This is a genomic window from Streptomyces fulvorobeus, assembly GCF_013167895.1.
In the GTDB taxonomy this organism is placed as follows: Bacteria; Actinomycetota; Actinomycetes; order Streptomycetales; family Streptomycetaceae; genus Streptomyces; species Streptomyces fulvorobeus.
The window spans coordinates 4138656-4157074 of sequence record NZ_BLWC01000001.1; the positions used below are offsets into that span (position 1 = coordinate 4138656).

The window sequence follows — 18419 nt, forward strand, 5'->3', positions numbered from 1 at the left end:
ACGGCTGGATTGTCATGCTCATGTCGCTTTCCCCCACCAGGGCACCGCCGATCGGGAGGACCCCTCACATGCGTCAGACCCCCTGCACCCGCCGAAGACTGGCCGCGGCGAGCGTCATAGCCGGTGCCGCGATGGCACTCACGACCGCGGCGGCCTTCCCCGCCACCGCGTCGCAGGCCGAGCCGGAAGGCCGGATCGAGAACGCCGGCGCCCCGGGCGCCATCAGCGGCAGCTACATCGTCACCCTCGACGAGTCGGCGCCGGACGCGGGCTCCGCGTCCGGCAAGGCGCTGGCCAAGGAGTACGGCGCCGAGATCAAGAGGACCTACCGCGCCGCGCTCAACGGCTATGCCGTCGAACTCTCGGCCGCGCAGGCCAGGAAGTTCGCCGCGGACCCGGCCGTCGAGTCCGTCGTCCAGAACCGCACCTTCACGATCTCGGCCACCCAGCCCTCACCGCCCTCGTGGGGCCTGGACCGGATCGACCAGAAGACCCTCCCGCTGAACCGCAGCTACACCTACCCCGACACGGCGGGCCAGGGTGTCACCGCGTACGTCATCGACACCGGGGTGCGGATCAGCCACAGCGACTTCGGAGGCCGGGCCTCGTACGGCTACGACGCCATCGACAACGACAACACCGCGCAGGACGGCAACGGACACGGCACCCACGTGGCGGGCACCGTGGGCGGCACCGCGTACGGCGTCGCGAAGAAGGCGAAGATCGTCGGCGTCCGCGTGCTCGACAACAGCGGGTCGGGCACCACCGCGCAGGTCGTCGCGGGCATCGACTGGGTGACGGCCAACGCCGTCAAGCCGGCCGTCGCCAACATGAGCCTCGGCGGCGGGGCGGACAGCGCGCTCGACACCGCCGTACGCAACTCCATCGCGTCAGGCATCACCTACGCCGTCGCGGCGGGCAACGAGTCGACCAACGCCTCCACCAAGTCCCCGGCGCGCGTCACCGAGGCCATCACCGTCGGCTCGACCACCAACACCGACGCCCGCTCCAGCTTCTCCAACTACGGCACGGCCGTGGACCTCTTCGCCCCGGGTTCCTCGATCACCTCGACGTGGAGCACCGGCGACACCGCCACGAACACCATCTCCGGTACGTCGATGGCGAGCCCGCACGTGGCCGGTGCCGCCGCCCTCCACCTCGCGGCCAACCCGGGCCAGACCCCGGCACAGGTCGCGGCCGGCCTGGTCGCCGCCTCCTCGACCGGTGTGGTCACCAACCCGGGCACCGGTTCGCCCAACCGCCTGCTGAACGTCGGCACCGGCACGGTCACGCCGCCCGGGCCGAAGTTCGAGAACACGACCGGGTACACGATCGCCGACAACGCCACGGTCGAGTCCCCGGTCACCGTCTCCGGAGTCGCGGGCAACGCTCCGGCCGCGCTGAGCATCCCGGTCAGCATCACGCACACCTACATCGGTGACCTGAAGATCGACCTGGTCGCGCCCGACGGTTCGGTCTACACCCTGAAGGCGTACGGGACGGGCGGCAGCGCCGACAACGTGAACACCACCTACTCGGTGAACGCGTCGGCGGAGACCGCCAACGGCACCTGGAAGCTCCGCGTCAGCGACAACGCGGCGGCCGACACGGGCCGGCTCAACTCCTGGGCGCTTCAGTTCTGACGCTCTGAGCTGTGGCAAGGGTGTGGGGCGGCTGCCGGTGGCAGCCGCCCCACACCCAGTGCCGTCAGCGTCCGTTGAGTCCGCGGTGGACGGCGGTCATCAGCTCGCCGTCGTCCGTGTCCCCGTCCAGCGACCAGAACATCGCACCACCGAGACCGCGGTCACGGATGTACGACGTCTTGGTGCGCAGGACCTGCGGGTCGTCGTACGTCCACAGGGTCGTGCCGTCGAACAGCCAGGCGTGGCCGTTGCGCACGTCGCGGTGGACCTTGTACGCGCCCGAGTCGGCCAGCTTCTTGAGTGCCTTGTAGTCCTCGTACCCGGCGGCCCAGGTGGCCGGCGCGGGAGCCGTGGCGGGCTGTCCCAGTCCGTCACCGCCACCCGTCACTCCGGTCCAGCCCTGCCCGTAGAACGGCATGCCCACCACGAGCTTGCGGGCGGGAGCGCCGCGGCTGATCCAGTCGCGGACCGTCTGGTCCACGCTGAAGTCGTCCTTCGCGAACAGCGCGGACTGCTGGGCGGTGGTCTTCTCACCGGAGACGTGGAAGTCGTACCCCTGGAGGTTCACGAAGTCGAAGTCGCGCATGATCCGGCGGACGTCGAAACCCGCGTCGATCTTGGCGGGGAGGTGGGGACGAACGCGGACAGCTCGTAGTGCTTCGGCTTGGCGTGCCGCGCGGAGCTCCTGGCGTACCTGTCGAGCTGCTCACGGAACTCGCGCACCAGGGCGGTGAAGTTCCGCTTGTCCTCGGGGCGGTAGACCGTGTCCGTGTCACCTTCCGAGCCGGGCCACTCCCAGTCGAGGTCGACACCGTCGAAGAGACCGGCTGCGGCTCCCTCGCCGCCGCGTGCCCCGTCGACCGGCAGATTCCCCTTGATGTACAGGTCGAGGCAGGAGGAGACCAGGGCCTTGCGGGAGGCGGCGGTCCGCGCCGCGTCGGAGAAGTGGGTGGACCAGCTCCAGCCGCCGAGGGAGATCATCACCTTCAGCCCGGGGTGCTTGGCCTTGAGCTCGCGCAACTGGTTGAAGTTGCCTGCGAGCGGCTGGGTGCCGGTGTCGGCGACACCGTCCACCGAGCCGGCGGCGTCCAGCGGACGGGCGTAGTCCGCCCAGGCGTCGGTCTCGCCGGGCACGTTGCCGGTGAAGCACTTGCCCTCGGCGTTCACGTTGCCGAAGGCGTAGTTGATGTGCGTCAGCTTGGCCGCGGCGCCGCTCGTGTCCAGGTCCTTGACCTGGAAGTCGCGTCCGTAGACGCCCCATTGGGTGAAGTAGCCCACGCTCCGGTAGGAGTGCTTCTTGTGGTGCTCCCCCTCCCGGCTCTGGCCGGGACCGGCCGTGGCGGCGGGGGCGATACCGGCCAGCAGCGCGAAGGCGCAGGTGGCGACGGTCAGTCTGGACAGGTTTCTGCGGCGCATGGGGCTCGTTCCTGTGCGAGGGACTGGCTGGGCGGGTGGAGCCGTGCTGCACAGGAAGGTATTGGTCTGGACCAAAGGAGGTCAAGGGTCTGGGAGTTACGGGAACGGGCGGGGGAGTGAGGCGCCGGGGCCCGCGCGGCGCGGACGCTTGAAGGGGGTGCCGGGGTATGCGCCGAACGGCGAGGAATCATCACTTCGAGTGAAACTTTGGCCATCGCTTGCGGTGTTCAACCGACGGTTGCGACGCTGTCGCAGACTGTCAACCTGTTGGGAGTGGCCTGTGGCTTTCGGTGAGCAGCCCGCCTATCTGCGCGTGGCGAGCGATCTCAGGAAGAAGATCGTCGACGGCGCTCTGGCGCCCCATACCCGTCTGCCCTCGCAGGCCCGTATCCGCGAGGAGTACGGAGTCTCGGACACCGTCGCCCTGGAGGCGCGCAAAGTGCTGATGGCCGAAGGGCTGGTCGAAGGGCGCTCCGGCTCCGGCACCTATGTGCGCGAGCGCCCCGTTCCGCGCCGGATCGCCCGCTCCGGCTACCGGACGGGGCCGGGCGCCAACCCCTTCCGCCAGGAGCAGACGGCCGAGGGGGTCCGTGGCACCTGGGAGTCGCGCAGCGAGCAGGAGGATGCCGGCCCGGAGATCGCCGGACGGCTGGGCATCGAGCCGGGTGACCGGGTGATGCGTACGCGGTACGTGTTCCGGGAGGCGGGCGAGCCGATGATGCTCTCCACCTCCTGGGAGCCCCTGGCGGTCACGGGGCGTACGCCGGTGATGCTGCCGGAGGAGGGTCCGCTGGGCGGCTGCGGGGTGGTCGACCGGATGGCCGCCATCGACATCGTCGTGGACAACGTGGCCGAGGACGTGGGCGCGAGGCCGGGGCTCGCGGAGGAGCTCCTGGCGCTCGGCGGCGTACCGGGCCATGTGGTGATGGTGGTCGAGCGGACGTACTACGCCTCGGGCCGGGCGGTGGAGACGGCGGACGTGGTGGTGCCCGCCGACCGCTTCCGGGTCGCCTACCATCTGCCGGTCAGGTGAGCCGTGCCACTCCGTCTGTGAGCCGTCGTCGGCGGAACGTTTCTGTCGAATGACCGGTGTCTGAACCGGCTGTCCGCCACCCGTGGTGCCGGGCGGAGGTCCTGAGGGCCTCGTCGCGCCAGGGCCGGTCACCGGCACCGACCGGGTGTCGTGCCCGGCCCCCCCACATCCCCTTCGTGACCCGAGCGCCGGCGCATCCGGGCGCGTGCGGAGGGCTGACGGCCCCCGCGGGGGGCGCGCTCGGAAGGGAGCGCCCCCCGCGCCTGGCTTGATGCGTATCTCTTTGTGTAAAGACGCATCCGCTGAGTGAAGGTCAGGCGTAGGCTCCGGCATATGCGTACTGCGGTTTCCTGGGGATCCTTGGTGACGTGCACTCCGGTGGCGAGAGGGGCGACATGCTCGGGAGGGACACGATGAGCGACAGCGCCGCCGTGCTCCCCTGGCTGGTGATACGGCAGGACGACAACGGCAACCGCTACCGCGTCGGCAGGTACGCCACGCGGGACGAGGCCCAGAAGATCGCGGACGGCCTCGACAGCCGCGGACACAAGCAGCTGTACTGGGTGGAGCGCGTGGAACAGGGCGCCCGGCCGTAACGAGGGCTGCCGGGGGCGGTTACGCTCCCGCGTATGAACGCTTCCGTGGTGGTGGCCGGCGCGGTCCTCGACCAGGGACGGCTGCTGGCCGCCCGCCGCAGCGCCCCGCCCGAGCTGGCGGGCCGCTGGGAGCTGCCCGGCGGAAAGGTGGAGCCGGGGGAGAGCGGCGAACAGGCACTCGCCCGTGAGCTCCGCGAGGAGCTGGGCGTGGAGTCGAGGGCGATGGAACGCATCCCCGGCGAGTGGCCGCTGAAGCCCGGGTACGTGCTCCACGTGTGGACGGTGGCCCTGGTGTCCGGTGAGCCGAGCGCCCTGCAGGACCATGACGCGCTGCGGTGGCTCCGGCCCGACGAGGTGGACGACGTCGACTGGCTGGACCAGGACAGGCCCGCGGTCGCCGAGGCCGCCCGCCGCCTGCGCGATACCCCTCACCGCTGAGCGCCCCCCGGCGTGTGGACCCCCTCCGATGACGTGCCGGCGTACACCCGTACGCCCCTATGCGCCGTCTCGGGCGGTAGCTCGTACCGAATGACGGGTATGTGGTAGTTAGCCCTGTTTTCGGGGAGCGTGCTGTGGGTGGTCTGGGGAAGTGATCGGCGTGATCGACACCGAGGGCGGCTGTGCCGTCTGGGCCTTTCCGGCGGTTCCGGATTCCGTGCGTGGCGCCCGGCACGCGGTTCGTGACGCCATGCGTTCCTGGGGCCTGGACGGAGCGCTCGCCGACATCACCGAGCTGCTCGTCAGCGAATTGGTGACCAATTCTCTGCGCTATGCCTGCGGGCCCATCGGTGTGCGGCTGGTGAGGCCACACCCCGGCGCGGGCGCCGAGGCCGCCGGTCCGCCGCCGCCCGTGCCGCCGGGGCTGCTCGTGGAAGTCTCCGATCCGCTTCCGGTTGTGCCCACCGAACGCAACGCGGGCCCGGACGACGAAGGGGGGCGCGGGCTGCAGCTCGTGGCCTGTTCCGCGCGCCGGTGGGGACCCGGCGGGGAAAGAGCGGCAAGACGGTGTGGTTCGAGCTGGCTGTCCCTGGTTAGGAGTGGGGTGGGACGCACAGCGATCACCAGAGGTCGGGCAGGACCTGGCTGAAAGGGACTGAGACCGTGCTGTGATCGTGAACGCCGTGTCGGTCTGGGCCGTGGTGCTGAATACTGCGGGCAGGACCGGTCCGGTGTGTGAGCTGGAGGGGACGGTCGCGTGAGCGAGATACCTGGGACAGCGGGCGACATCGTGTGGCAGAGCAGCCCACCTGGCTCGATCTATGACTACGTCAGGATCGCCTCCTTCTCGATCGGGCCCGACGGGCTGATCGAGCAGTGGAGCCTGCGCGCCGCCGATCTGTTCGGCATGGCCTCCCACGAGGTGGTGGGCAGGGACCCGGTCGATGCCTTCATGCCCGCCGAGCTCCGGGACGAGGGCCGCCTGAGGGTCGCCGAGATCCTCGACGGCAAGGAGTGGACGGGCTTCGTCCCGTTCCGGATACCGGGCCAGGGCGGTGTGCGGGGCGTGGCGGAGATCTACGTCATGCCGACCGAGACGGTGAGCGGGAAACGGGCCGCGCTCTGCATCGTGGTCGACGTCCGCGCGCTGCGTCTGATCGAAACGGACCTAGCGGCCTCACAGGCCATATTCGGCCAATCTCCCTTCGGTTTTGTGCTGTTCGGTACCGATTTCACCGTCGTACGGGCCAACCAGCGGTTCGCCACCGTCTTCGGCGGGGAAGCCGACGACCACCGCGGGCGCACCGTCGACGACTACCTCCCGGGCCCCGAGGCCGACCGGCTTTCCGGCACCCTGAAGCGCGTGCTGGAGACCGGTGAGGCCGTCACCGACCTCCAGCTGGTGGGCAGCGCGCCCGGTGCCGGGGACCGCCGCCACTGGTCGATGAACCTCTACCGGGTACACAGCGGGGCCGGCCGGCCCGTAGGTGTGGCGGGTCTGGCCACCGATGTCACCCGCCGGCACATGGCCGCCCGCGAGGCGGCCAGCGCCCGCCGCAACCTCGCACTCCTCAACGAAGTCGGCGCGCGCATCGGCAACTCCCTGGACCTGGAGACCACCGCCCGCGAACTCCTCGACGTGGCCGTCCCCGGCTTCTGCGACCTGGCTTCCGTCGATCTCTACCAGGGGCTGGTCACGGGCGAGGAAGCACACCCCGGCAGCTCGGGCCCACGCAGCCAGGAGCCCGGCGGCTCGGCCGAACTGCGCCGGGTCGCCATGGCCAGCGCCGTCTCCGACGCCCTGTCCGCCACCGAACCGGAGAGCGGCGCACCGGACGGGCCCGCCGGGCCCCCCGCCCTCGGCTCGGTCCACCGCTACCCGTTCAGCTCGCCCTGCGCCGTCGCCCTGCGCACCCGGCGCGTCGAGGACGTGCCCGGCGACGACAGCAGCTTCGTCCACTCCACGCTCGCGGTGCCGATGGTCGCCCACGACACGGTCGTCGGCCTCGTCCAGTTCTCCCGGGCGAAGGGCAGCGAGTCGTTCGGTGAGCGGGACCGGGCCCTGGCCACCGAACTGGCCGCCCGGGCCGCCGTCTGCATCGACAACGCCCGTCTCTACCGCCGCGAACACGAACGCGCCCTGATCCTCCAGCGCAGCCTGCTCCCCCCGGGCGACCCCGAGGCGGCGGGGCTGGACATCGCCTGCCGCTATCTGCCGGGCAACACGGCCACCGAGGTCGGCGGCGACTGGTTCGACGTGATCGAACTCCCCGGCCACCGCACCGCCCTCGTCGTCGGCGACGTCATGGGCCGCGGGCTGCGGGCCGCCGTCGCCATGGGAGAGCTGCGCACGGCCGTACGGACCCTGGCCCTGCTCGACCTGGAACCCGCGGAGGTGCTCTCCGCCCTGGACGAGGTCGCCCGCGGTCTCGGCACCCCCGGCGGCGGCGACCGGAGCGACGGCTTCGGCGGAGGCGCCCAGTGGCCCTCGCGGGCCGCCCACAAGTCCCGCGAGGCGGACCTCTCCGAGGTCTATCTGGCGACCTGCGTGTACGCGGTCTACGACCCGGTCACCCGCCGGTGCACGTTCGCCAACGCCGGTCACCTCCCTCCCGTCGTGGTCGAACCGGGTGAACCCCCGCTGCTGCTCGACGTCCCTCCCGGGATGCCGCTCGGCGTAGGCGGTGAACCCTTCGAGGAGGTCGAGGTGGAGCTCAAGGAGGGTGCGCTCCTCGCCCTCTACACGGACGGCCTCGTCGAATCCCGCGGCCACCCGCTCGACGAGGGGCTGGAGGCACTGCGCGCGGCCCTCACCTCCCCGGTCCGGCCGCTGGAGGATGTCTGTGACCATGTGCTGACGACGCTGGACACCCGCCACGGCGAGGACGACATAGCCCTGCTGATGGCCCGTATCCAAGGACTGCCGGCGCACGCGATCGGTGACTGGACGCTGCCGCGGGAGCCGCGCTCGGTAGGCCGTGCCCGCGAGCTCGCCCGCGGACAGCTGCTCGCCTGGGACCTGGACGACCTGGTGGACACCACCGAACTGCTCGTCAGCGAACTCGTCACCAACGCGCTCCGTTACGGCGAGGGCGAGATCCGGCTCAGGCTGCTGCTCGACCGTACGCTCGTCTGCGAGGTATGGGACGCGGGTCTCGTCCAGCCGCGGCGACGTCGGGCACGCGACACGGACGAGGGCGGGCGCGGGCTGCAACTGGTCGGGCTGCTGAGCGCGGCGTGGGGGTCCAGGCGGACACCGCGCGGCAAGACGGTCTGGTTCGAACTGGCACTGCCCGACGGAGAGCCCGCCGCCGAGCTCTCGGTCGAGCAACTGCTGAGCATGTACTGAGCGAGGGCACGAGCTGACTCCCCCCGGTCGTCCCGCGGGGTCAGGGAGTTTTCAGGGCGGCCAGGCGCGCTTCGATCTCGGCGCTGTCGCCCAGACCGTCCAGCTGCTCGAACTGGGCGTCCAGCGACGACGCCGCCAGCTCCTCCTTGCCCACGGCCCTGGCCTCCTCGCGCCGCACCTTGTCCTCGAAACGGCTCAGCTCGCTCGTCGGGTCGAGGACGTCGATGCTCTTCACCGCGTCCATCATCCTGTTCTGCGCCTGCGCGGACCTCGCGCGTGCCACGAGCTCGTCCCGCTTGGACTTCAGCTCCGTGAGCTTGGTCTTCATCTGGTCGAGACCGGATTTCAGTTTGTCGACCACCACCGTCTGCGAGGCGATGGTGGGCTCGGCGGTCTTCGCCTCCTTCTCCGCCTGGAGCTGGCGGCCCAGCGCGACCTTCGCCAGGTTGTCGAACCTGTCGGCGTCGGCGGCCGAGCCGGCGCCGCGCAGCTCGTCGGCCTTCCTGCTGGCGGCGAGCGCCTTCTGCCCCCACTCCCTGGCCGCGTCGACGTCCTCCCGGTGGTCCTGCTCCATCAGCCGGAGGTTGCCGATGGTGGCGGCGACGGCCTGCTCGGCCTCGGCGATGTTGCTCGTGTAGTCGCGGATCAGCTGGTCCAGCATCTTCTGCGGGTCCTCCGCCTGGTCCAGCAGGGCGTTGATGTTGGCCTTCGCGAGCTGGGTGACGCGGCCGAGGACGGTCTGCTTGGGCATGGCACCTCTCCATGGGTGAGAACGGGTGAGAACGGGTGGGAACGGCGGATGGCAGCGGCGGGTGAGGACGGGTGAGGACCGGGGAGACCCGGGTGAGGACGTGGGTGCGGTCCGGCCGACGACGTACAGCCCTGCCGCCGTATGTCAGAAGCGCCCGCCCCCGCCCCGGCGCCCGCGGGTGCCCCCGCCGCCGAAACTGCCGGGCCCGCCCCCGAAACCGCCGCCCCCGGAACCCCCGAACCCTCCTCCGAACCCGCCGCGGCCACCCCCGCCGAGGAGACCGCCGAGGATGATCCCGCCCAGCACCGCGCCGTTCATCCCGCTCCCGCCTCCCTGCGCACCGCCCGGTCCGAACGGGTTCCGGTAGCTCCGTACGTCCTGCTCGGCCAGGCTCTGCGCCTGGCCGGCCAGCGCGTCCGCCCGCTGGGCCTCGGCCAGCGCGCCCTGCGGATCGTCCGAGCCCGCCAGTTCCCCGGCCCGTTCCCACCGCCGCTGGGCCTCCGCCAGCCGGGTACGGGCCTGGCTGCCCACGGCGCCCCGGTGCGTGGTGATGAAGTCGGCGGCGGCGCCGATCGTGGAGCGAGCGGTGAGCATCGCCTGATCGAGGAGCGAGCGGGCCCGGACGTGCCCCCGCTCCCGTTCGCGCGCCCCCGCCAGCGCCTCGTCCAGCGCGGCGTCCGCCTCCTCGACCCTGCGCAGCGCGTCGATCGGGTCGTACGGACCGGCCGCCAGCTCCGCCCGTACGTCGTCGAGCACCGCCTGGGCGCGGGCGGTCCTGCCACGCAGATCGGCGGTCGGCACGCCCTCGGTGGTGCCTTCCAGGAGGCCACCGGCGTCCGCGAGGTCGGTCTCGGTCTCGGTGAGTGAGACCGGCAGCCTGCCGGCGGCCTCGGCGAGCTCCGTGGCGCGCCGGTCCACGGCGTCGACCAGCGTGGCCGCCTGGCCGACCGCGCCCTCCGCCGCCCGGAGGTGGACGGCGGCCCCGGAGTTGTCCCCGCCGTCCACGGCGCGGCGGGCCTCCTGGAGCGTGGAGGTCGCGAACAGGAGCCGGTCCTTCGCCTGTCCGATGCCGCTCGCGACGGGGGCGGCAGCCGATTCCGCGTACCGGCTCCGCATCGCGGTGAGGGTCGCCTCGGCCGTGGAGATCCGGCCCGAGAGTTCCCGGAAGGTCGACTCCGCGGTGGCCAGAGCCTGCGGAGCCGTACGTTCCAGCCCCCGCAGCCGGTCGAAGTCCTCGGAGACGGTGTCCAGCCGCTCGTTGGCGTCCGCGCAACGGCTGATGATCTCGTCGAGCATCCGCCGGCGCGTCGCCTCGTCCTCCGGGAACGCGTCGTCGAGCTGCTGCCGCAGGCGGAACGCGGCCGTCAGCTCCGTCTTGGCCCGGCTGACCGCCTCGGTGAACGGGGCCGCCGCCTCTTCCCCGAACTGGGCCGTGGCGAAACCGAGTTCCTCCTCGCTCGTGCGCACCGCGTCGTCCGTGTCCACCAGCGCCTCCTTGGCCCGGGCGTCGAGCTCGGGCAGCGGGGCCGGCGGCTGCGCGCCCGATGCGGCTCCGGTTCCCCAGCCGGCCGCGGCGGGGGTGGTGCGGCCCGAGACCCGTCGCTTGCGCCGCGTGTACGCGTACGCCGCGACCGCGCCCGCCCCGGCGACGAGCGCCACCGGCAGGATCAGGTCTCCGGCCCCGCCGCCGTCGGGACCGCCCGTCCCGGGATCGGCGGCACCGGGGGTGAGCGTGGGGGCGGGTACGGGCTCTCCTGCCAGGACCGCGGAGTAGCCGTCGGCGGCCCCGATGGCGGCCCCCGCCCAGTCGTTCGCCGTGAGGGCGGGTTCGACGGCGGTGCCCGCCACGTCCCGCAGCTGTTCGTCGGTGAACCGGGAGCCCGCGTCGACCGAGTAGGCGTACTGCCGGTCGTGCGTGGCGACAGCCAGCAGTACGTCGTCCTGCCCGAGACCGTTGCGGGTGGCCGTCTCATCCGCCCAGGTCTGCGCGGACCGCCCGGAGAAGTCGCGTACGTACACGACGAAGAGCTGGATGCGGCGGTCTTGGCGGAGCGCGTCGAGCGCGGCCACCACCGGCTCCTCGCGGTCCCCGAGCGCTCCCACCCTGTCGGTGACCTGGCCTTCGCGGGAGAGGGCCACGGGGTCGTCGGCACGCGCGGACGCTGGGGGAGGCAGGAGCAGCCAGCACACCGCGATCAGTGCGGTGAGAAGGGCTCTGCTCAATCCGGGCGTCCGGGTACGACTCGCGGGCTGTGTCACATCTGGGAGGCTATGTCCGGCCTTGTGGGCCCGCGACCCGGAGCGCCCGGCGGGGGGGCCGGGCGGCCGTGACGACGGGCCCGACGCGAGATCCGAGCCCGGCTGACCGCAGTCCCGGGCGCCGCCTCACGTTCCGCCGCGGCGGCGACCGATCTTGTTGCCCAGCCAGACCAGCGGGTCGTACGCGCGGTCCGCGGCGCGTTCCTTCAGCGGGATCAGCGCGTTGTCCGTGATCCTGATGTTCTCGGGGCACACCTCCGTACAGCACTTCGTGATGTTGCAGTAGCCCAGACCGTGCTCCTCCAGGGCTGCCGTCTTCCGGTCGAGCCCCGACCGGGCGGCCGCGTCCAGGGGATGCATGTCCAGCTCGGCCACCCGCATCAGGAAGCGCGGACCTGCGAAGGACGCCTTGTTCTCCTCGTGGTCGCGCACCACGTGGCAGGTGTCCTGGCACAGGAAGCACTCGATGCACTTGCGGAACTCCTGCGAGCGTTCCACGTCGACCTGCTGCATCCGGTAGTCGCCCGCCCGCACCCCCTCGGGCGGTACGAAGGCGGGCACCTCCCGCGCCTTGGCGTAGTTGAACGTCACGTCCGTCACCAGATCGCGTACGACGGGGAAGGCCCGCAGCGGTGTGACGGTGATCGTCTCCAGCCGGTCGAACACCGACATCCGGGTCATACAGAGCAACCGTGGCCGGCCATTGATCTCCGCGCTGCACGAACCGCACTTGCCCGCCTTGCAGTTCCAGCGGACCGCGAGATCACCCGCCTGGGTGGCCTGGATGCGGTGGATGATGTCGAGGACGACCTCACCGTCGTTCACCTCGACCGCGTAGTCCTTGAGCTCGCCGCCCCCGGTGTCCCCGCGCCAGACCCTGAACCGCGCGTCGTAGCCGCTCATTCGTACAGCTCCTCTTCGGCGAGGTACTTGACCAGCTCATCCTTCTCGAACAGGGCGAGCAGGTCCGGACGGATGGGTTCGGTGGACTTCCTCACGAGCTCGATCCGGCCACTGAGCGGGTCCGCCTGTGCCGCCGGGCCGGGCTCCGTGCGGTCCGTCCCGCCGGCCAGCCGGCACAGCAGGTTCACCGGGCGCCAGGAGCGCTCCATCGCCGGGCAGTCCTCGCGGGTGTGCCCGCCCCGGCTCTCCGTGCGCTCCAGCGCCGCCCGGGCGACGCACTCGCTGACCAGCAGCATGTTCCGCAGGTCCAGGGAGAGGTGCCAGCCGGGGTTGAACTGCCGGTGGCCCTCGACGGCGGCCCGGCCTGCCCGAACGCGCAGCCCGGCCAGTTTCTCCAGGGCCTGTGCCATCTCGGGCGCACGGCGGACGATGCCGACCAGGTCGTTCATCGTCTGCTGGAGTTCCTGGTGCAGGGTGTACGGGTTCTCGGCGGCGGACCCGTCCCGGGGGCCCTTCGCGGAGAACGGGCGCAGAGCCTCCGCCGCGGCCGCGTCGATCTGCTCCCCGTCCACCAGCGGGAGGGCGGTGAGCCCGGCCGCGTAGGCGGCGGCGTGCTGACCCGCCCGCCTGCCGAAGACAAGCAGGTCGGAGAGCGAGTTGCCGCCGAGCCGGTTGGAGCCGTGCATGCCGCCCGCCACCTCGCCCGCCGCGTACAGCCCCGGCACGGCGAGCACGGAGGCGCTGTCCGACTCGACCGCGATCCCGCCCATCACGTAGTGGCAGGTCGGTCCGACCTCCATCGCCTCCGCCGTGATGTCGACATCCGCCAGCTCCTTGAACTGGTGGTACATCGAGGGCAGCCGACGGCGGATCGCGTCGGCGGGCATCCGCGTCGACACGTCCAGGAACACCCCGCCGTGCGGCGAACCGCGCCCGGCCTTCACCTCGGTGTTGATGGCCCGCGCGACCTCGTCACGGGGCAGCAGCTCGGGCGGGCGGCGGTTGCGGTCCGGGTCCTCGTACCAGCGGTCGCCCTCCTCCTCCGACTGCGCGTACTTCTCCTTGAACACATCGGGGACGTAGTCGAACATGAACCGCTTGCCCTCGGAGTTGCGCAGCACCCCGCCGTCGCCCCGCACCGACTCAGTGACGAGGATGCCCTTCACCGAAGGCGGCCAGACCATGCCGGTGGGATGGAACTGGACGAACTCCATGTTCAGCAGGGGTGCGCCCGCCAGCAGGGCGAGGGCGTGCCCGTCGCCTGTGTACTCCCAGGAGTTCGACGTCACCTTGAAGGACTTGCCGATGCCGCCGGTGGCGATGACGACCGCGGGCGCTTCGAGCACGAAGAACCGGCCGGACTCGCGCTCGTAGCAGAAGGTACCGCTGACCCGCTCGCCGTCCTTGAGGACGCGGGTGACCGTGCACTCCTGGAAGACCTTGAGGCGCGCCTCGTAGTCGCCGGTCTCCCGGAAGTCCTCCTGTTGCAGCGCGACGATCTTCTGCTGGAGCGTGCGGATCAGCTCCAGGCCGGTACGGTCCCCGACGTGGGCGAGCCGCGGATACTCGTGGCCGCCGAAGTTGCGCTGGGAGATCCTGCCGTCAGGCGTGCGGTCGAAGAGCGCGCCCCAGGTCTCCAGTTCCCAGACCCGGTCGGGTGCCTCCTTGGCGTGCAGCTCCGCCATCCGCCACTGGTTGAGGAACTTCCCGCCGCGCATGGTGTCGCGGAAGTGCACCTGCCAGCCGTCCCTGGAGTTCACGTTGCCCATGGAGGCGGCGATACCGCCCTCCGCCATGACGGTATGCGCCTTGCCGAAGAGCGATTTGCAGATGACGGCGGTACGCGCTCCGCGCTCCCGGGCCTCGATCGCGGCCCGCAGACCGGCGCCGCCGGCTCCGACCACCACGACGTCCCACTGCTGCCGTTCGAGCTCAGTCATTCAGAAAAACCTCGGATCGTCGAAAGCGCCGGACGCGACGAGATAGACGTAGAAGTCGGTGACCGCCACGCTGATCAGGGAGGCCCAGGCGAGTTGCATGTGCCGGCCGTTGAGCTTCCCGGCCCAGCCCCAGAGCCGGTAGCGCACGGGGTGCCTGGAGAAGTGCCGCAGCCGGCCGCCGACGATGTGCCGGCAGGAGTGGCAGGAGAGGGTGTACGCCCAGATCAGGGTGGTGTTCACCAGGAAGATCAGCGAACCGAGACCCAGGTGTCCCCAGGCGTAGTGCTCGTCGCGGAAGGCGAGCACGGTGTCGTACGTGAGGATTCCGGCGACCGGGAGCGCCGCGTAGAAGAAGTACCGGTGCATGTTCTGGAGGATCAGCGGGAAGCGGGTCTCACCGGTGTACGAGGTGTGCGGCTCGGCCACCGCGCAGGCCGGGGGCGACGCCCAGAAGCCGCGGTAGTACGCCTTGCGGTAGTAGTAGCAGGTCAGCCGGAAGCCCAGCGGGAAGACCAGGATGATGAGGGCGGGGGAGAGTCCCCACCAGCTGCCGAGGATCTCCCAGTTGGGGCCCGAGCGCATCGGCGCGCAGTTCTCCGCCAGGCAGGGCGAGTAGAACGGGGAGACGTACGGGGCGGCGTAGTAGTCGGCGTTGGCGAAGGCCCGCCAGGTCGAGTAGACGATGAAGGCCAGCAGTCCTGCGGCCGTCGCGGCGGGCGCCAGCCACCAGCGGTCGGTGCGCAGATGCCGGGTGGCGATGGCGGCGCGCGAGGGGTGGCGGACGCCGGTGCCGGTGCCGGTCGCCGTGCGGGGGTGCGGGGGCTGGGTGCCTGGTTCCGTGGAGGTGGCCAAGGAGTGCTCCTCGGGACTGGGTGGCTGGGCCGAGAAGGGGCCTGCGGGCCTGTCGCCCGGCAGGACTCAGGGGGCGTGCCTGCCGCGGACTCCCAGACCTTCGTCGTCCGAGTCCGTCCACAGGGTGGCGTCGTACGGCCCCTCGGTGATGGTGACCATGTCGGCGGGGTGCTCCGGAGTGCCGGTCCGTGCCGCGGCCTCCTCGCGCAGGCGGGCGAGGCTGCGCTCCAGCCTTCCGATGGTGCGGACGAGATCGTCGAGGCAGTTCTGAGCGAGCGTCAGTTCCTCTTGCAGGGACATGACTTGCCCTCACTTCCGCGGTGGCGGGTGGCAATGCTCATGCGCATGCGAGTGTCGCGCGTCACATCCGGTTTGGGAAGGGAGCGCGCGTCCCTCTCTCGCGGTGGCCCGAGGTTCGGGTCCGGGGCCGGCCCGTTCGGCCGCCTGGGTGAGCTTCCCGGCGCGGCGCGTCGTGCCTGCGCCGCCTCCCGCGCGCAGGCCCCTTCAGTGGTTGGACGGAATCAGTGTGATCAACTGCAAATGCCACCAGACATGAAGAATCCGGTCCATTCCGGTACGGGGTGGACCGGGCCGGCCCCGGAGGTATCAGCCATGTCCCACGTCGGCGTCCCGCGCGGGACCACCCGAAAGCGCCGCTCCCTCGCGCTCCTCACCACGGGTGTGCTCACGATCCCGGTGCTGGCCGGATGCGGCTCGGGCAGCGAGGAGTCCTCGTCCCCGGCGGTCCCCCAGGACATCGCCCCGGCCGCCCGGGACCTGGTGCGCGACGGCGGCACGGTGCACTGGGCGATCGACTCGATGCCCAGCACCCTCAACAGCTATCAGGCGGACGCGGACGGTTCGACGGCGCGCGTCGCCGGCGCCCTGCTGCCCTCCCTCTTCCCGATGGACGCCAAGGGGACGCCGCGGCTCAACCCGGACTACCTGGAGTCCGCGAGGATCGTCGAGCGGGAACCCCAGCAGGTCGTGCTCTACAAGCTCAACCAGCAGGCGGTCTGGAGCAACGGACGCGAGATCGGGGCCCCCGACTTCGTTGCCCAGTGGCGCGCGCTGAGCGGTAAGGACTCGGCGTACTGGACCGCCCGCAACGCCGGTTACGAGCGGATCGAGAAGATCGAGCGCGGCAGCGACGACCTCCAGGTACGGGTGACCTTCGCCAAGCCGTACGCGGACTGGCGCTCGCTCTTCTCGCCGCTGCTCCCCAAGGAGGTCACCGCCTCCCCGGACACCTTCAACGACGGCGCGCGCACCACGCTCAAGGTCACCGCAGGACCGTTTCAGCTCCGCGGTGCGGGCAAGAGCAAGGGGCAACTCACCCTGGACCGCAGCCCACGCTGGTGGGGCGACGAACCCAAGCTCGACTCGCTCGTCTTCCGGGCGGTCAAGCGCCAGGAACGCGCCGAGGCGCTGGCCGATGGCACCGTGGACGTGGCGGACGTCGACGCCGCCGCCGCGCATCGCATCGCCCTCGCCGCCCGTGACGGCGGCGGCAACGGACAGCCGCTCGCCCACGGCCCCGGCGCCGCCCTCACCCCCGCCGCCGCCCTGCGGTCCTGGGCCCTGGCCCACGGTTCCGACGAGGAGGAGGCGGAGGCCGCGCAGGCGGCCCGCAAGAGGAACCGGGAGGCCGTCGCCTCCTACGCCACCGAGCAGAAGTCCCTGCGCGACTACGTCGTACGCAAGTCCCTGGAGCCCTCCTACACGCAGCTCGCGCTGAACGGCGAGTCGGGTCCGCTCTCGGACGACCGGGTACGCCGGGCGGTGGCCCGCGCCCTGAACCGGCAGGAGCTCGCGGAGACCGTCCTGAAGCCGCTCGGGCTGCCCGCGGAACCGCTCGGCAGCCATCTGGCGCTGACCGGGCAGCCCGGGTACAAGGACGGCAGCGGCGCGCTGGGCGACCAGGACACCAAGGAGGCGCAGGCGCTGCTGGCCGACGCGGGCTGGACGCTCGGCGGAGCGCTGGAGAAGCCCAAGGACACCAAGGCGGGCAGCGAGGCGGAGAGGAAGAAGGCCCCGGAGGGGGAGGGCGAGGCAGCGGAGCAGGAGAAGGCCGAGAAGCGGGAGAAGGCCGAGAAGAAGGAGGCCGAGAAGAAGGAGAAGGCAGAGAAGAAAGCCGAGAAGGCCGGGAAGAGCGACGCCGCCGACCGGGAGGACGCGGGCGAGCCCGCCCGCGACGAGGGGATGTACATCGTCGGCCAGGACGACAAGCCAGGCGAGCGCCGCGACGAGGGCCCCGCCACGCACATCCTCGCCCCCGCCCCGGCCGCCGGCGTACAGAGCGCCGCCCTGCTCCGCCAGGCGGGCATGTTCACGGCAGCCAAGGCCCCCGAGCCGGCCAAGGAAGCCAAGGACGTCAAGGACGCGAAGGACAAGAAGAGCACCAAGAGCACCAAGAGCACCAAGAGCACCAAGAGCCCCAAGGACAACGACAACGGCGACACCGGCTCCTCCGCCGCCGACGCCTCGAAGGTCACCGCCCAGGACAAGAAGCCCGGTGGTGCCGTCGGCGCCTACGCCCCCGCCGGTACCGCCGCGCCCGCCCCCGCGTCCGTCAGGGGCCCGCTGGGCAAGGACGGCGTGCCGCTTTCCCTGAGGTTCGTGCTTCCCTCCGGGCCCGGGTCCCAGACGCTCCGGAGCGTCGGCGAGAAGATCGCCGCGATGCTCGAATCCGTGGGCATCCGTGCGGAGATCACCAAGGTCGCCGACGAGAGCTACTTCAAGGACCACATCGCGTCCGGCGACTACGACCTGGCGCTGTACTCCTGGCCCGCCTCCGCCTACCCGGCGACGGACGGCCGCCCGATCTTCGCCAAGCCCGAGCCCGCCACCGACGGATCGCTGCTGGTCGAGCAGAACTACACCCGGGTCGGCTCCGACCACATCGACCAGCTCTTCGACCAGGCGGTCTCCGAACTCGACGAGGGTGCCGCCCGCGACCTGATGAAGCAGGCCGACGCACGGATCTGGGCCGCGGCAGGATCGATTCCGCTGTATCAGCGTCCTCAGCTGGTGGCGGCCGACAAGAAGCTGGTCAACGTCGGCGCCTTCGGTTACGCGGTCCCCCGTTACCAGGACATCGGCTTCAAGAAGCCGCAAGCGGCAGGTTCCCCCGCGAACCGTAAGAAGTAGCTGGTCAACCCCTGATCGCGGTCGGTCCGAAGCTCAGAAGCAGCTCAATTCCCTTGCCCGCCGGACCCTCGGCGGGCAAGGTGGTGCTT

The 18419-nt window shown here is 71.3% G+C and carries 12 protein-coding genes and 2 pseudogenes; 7 read left to right on the forward strand and 7 right to left on the reverse strand.

Going from position 1 to position 18419, the window contains the following annotated elements:
* The first annotated feature begins 68 nt into the window (after positions 1 to 68).
* Entirely contained in the window at positions 69 to 1643 is a 1575-nt protein-coding gene (locus Sfulv_RS18850) for a S8 family peptidase (RefSeq protein WP_173315607.1), read from the forward strand.
* A 64-nt stretch (positions 1644 to 1707) separates the two neighbouring features.
* On the opposite strand, the pseudogene Sfulv_RS31530 reads toward Sfulv_RS18850, so the two are convergent.
* Positions 1708 to 3059: pseudogene (locus Sfulv_RS31530) on the reverse strand (glycoside hydrolase family 18 protein).
* Positions 3060 to 3339: 280 nt separating this feature from the next.
* Between Sfulv_RS31530 and Sfulv_RS18860 the strand changes: the two are divergent.
* From Sfulv_RS18860 to Sfulv_RS18880, 5 genes and pseudogenes are all read left to right on the forward strand, one after another.
* Complete coding sequence (locus tag Sfulv_RS18860) at positions 3340 to 4092, forward strand: GntR family transcriptional regulator (RefSeq protein WP_173315609.1); 753 nt, start codon at positions 3340 to 3342, stop codon at positions 4090 to 4092.
* A gap of 395 nt (positions 4093 to 4487) precedes the next feature.
* Entirely contained in the window at positions 4488 to 4688 is a 201-nt protein-coding gene (locus Sfulv_RS18865; protein WP_173317988.1) for an SPOR domain-containing protein, read from the forward strand.
* 33 nt (positions 4689 to 4721) lie between these two features.
* Positions 4722 to 5126 (forward strand): (deoxy)nucleoside triphosphate pyrophosphohydrolase, encoded by a 405-nt coding sequence (locus Sfulv_RS18870; protein WP_173315611.1) that lies wholly within the window; start codon positions 4722 to 4724, stop codon positions 5124 to 5126.
* 151 nt (positions 5127 to 5277) lie between these two features.
* Positions 5278 to 5723: pseudogene (locus Sfulv_RS18875) on the forward strand (ATP-binding protein).
* A 193-nt stretch (positions 5724 to 5916) separates the two neighbouring features.
* Positions 5917 to 8475: a SpoIIE family protein phosphatase gene (locus Sfulv_RS18880; protein ID WP_173317990.1), complete on the forward strand. Its 2559-nt coding sequence runs from the start codon at positions 5917 to 5919 to the stop codon at positions 8473 to 8475.
* 40 nt (positions 8476 to 8515) lie between these two features.
* Here Sfulv_RS18880 and Sfulv_RS18885 read toward each other — a convergent pair whose 3' ends face one another.
* From Sfulv_RS18885 to Sfulv_RS18910, 6 genes are all read right to left on the reverse strand, one after another.
* A complete protein-coding gene (locus Sfulv_RS18885) occupies positions 8516 to 9226 on the reverse strand; it encodes a PspA/IM30 family protein (protein WP_173315613.1) in 711 nt (236 codons plus the stop codon).
* Positions 9227 to 9370: 144 nt separating this feature from the next.
* The gene (locus Sfulv_RS18890; protein WP_246353170.1) at positions 9371 to 11449 is read right to left on the reverse strand and encodes a TPM domain-containing protein; all 2079 of its coding nucleotides are present in this window, start codon (positions 11447 to 11449) and stop codon (positions 9371 to 9373) included.
* Between the two features lie 162 nt (positions 11450 to 11611).
* Positions 11612 to 12388 (reverse strand): succinate dehydrogenase/fumarate reductase iron-sulfur subunit, encoded by a 777-nt coding sequence (locus tag Sfulv_RS18895; RefSeq protein WP_173315615.1) that lies wholly within the window; start codon positions 12386 to 12388, stop codon positions 11612 to 11614.
* Positions 12385 to 14328, reverse strand: coding sequence for a fumarate reductase/succinate dehydrogenase flavoprotein subunit (locus tag Sfulv_RS18900; protein ID WP_173315617.1), 1944 nt, complete (start codon positions 14326 to 14328; stop codon positions 12385 to 12387). The genes Sfulv_RS18895 and Sfulv_RS18900 overlap by 4 nt, the downstream gene beginning before the upstream one ends.
* Positions 14329 to 15180, reverse strand: a complete 852-nt coding sequence (sdhC, locus tag Sfulv_RS18905; protein ID WP_173315619.1) for a succinate dehydrogenase subunit SdhC — start codon at positions 15178 to 15180, stop codon at positions 14329 to 14331. It abuts the gene before it with no gap.
* A 66-nt stretch (positions 15181 to 15246) separates the two neighbouring features.
* Positions 15247 to 15480, reverse strand: a complete 234-nt coding sequence (locus Sfulv_RS18910; protein WP_173315621.1) for an Rv0250c family protein — start codon at positions 15478 to 15480, stop codon at positions 15247 to 15249.
* Positions 15481 to 15792: 312 nt separating this feature from the next.
* On the opposite strand from Sfulv_RS18910, the gene Sfulv_RS18915 reads away from it, so the two are divergent.
* Positions 15793 to 18330: an ABC transporter family substrate-binding protein gene (locus Sfulv_RS18915; RefSeq protein WP_173315623.1), complete on the forward strand. Its 2538-nt coding sequence runs from the start codon at positions 15793 to 15795 to the stop codon at positions 18328 to 18330.
* The last annotated feature ends 89 nt before the right edge of the window (positions 18331 to 18419 follow it).

What these genes read in the sequence shown, in the direction of transcription:
- Sfulv_RS18915 (WP_173315623.1), top strand. Translation starts at nt 15,793, where the DNA reads ATGTCCCACGTCGGCGTCCCGCGCGGGACCACCCGAAAGCGCCGCTCC.
- Sfulv_RS18885 (WP_173315613.1), bottom strand. Translation starts at nt 9,226, where the DNA reads ATGCCCAAGCAGACCGTCCTCGGCCGCGTCACCCAGCTCGCGAAGGCC.
- Sfulv_RS18910 (WP_173315621.1), bottom strand. Translation starts at nt 15,480, where the DNA reads ATGTCCCTGCAAGAGGAACTGACGCTCGCTCAGAACTGCCTCGACGAT.
- Sfulv_RS18870 (WP_173315611.1), top strand. Translation starts at nt 4,722, where the DNA reads ATGAACGCTTCCGTGGTGGTGGCCGGCGCGGTCCTCGACCAGGGACGG.
- Sfulv_RS18865 (WP_173317988.1), top strand. Translation starts at nt 4,488, where the DNA reads ATGCTCGGGAGGGACACGATGAGCGACAGCGCCGCCGTGCTCCCCTGG.
- Sfulv_RS18900 (WP_173315617.1), bottom strand. Translation starts at nt 14,328, where the DNA reads ATGACTGAGCTCGAACGGCAGCAGTGGGACGTCGTGGTGGTCGGAGCC.
- Sfulv_RS18895 (WP_173315615.1), bottom strand. Translation starts at nt 12,388, where the DNA reads ATGAGCGGCTACGACGCGCGGTTCAGGGTCTGGCGCGGGGACACCGGG.
- Sfulv_RS18850 (WP_173315607.1), top strand. Translation starts at nt 69, where the DNA reads ATGCGTCAGACCCCCTGCACCCGCCGAAGACTGGCCGCGGCGAGCGTC.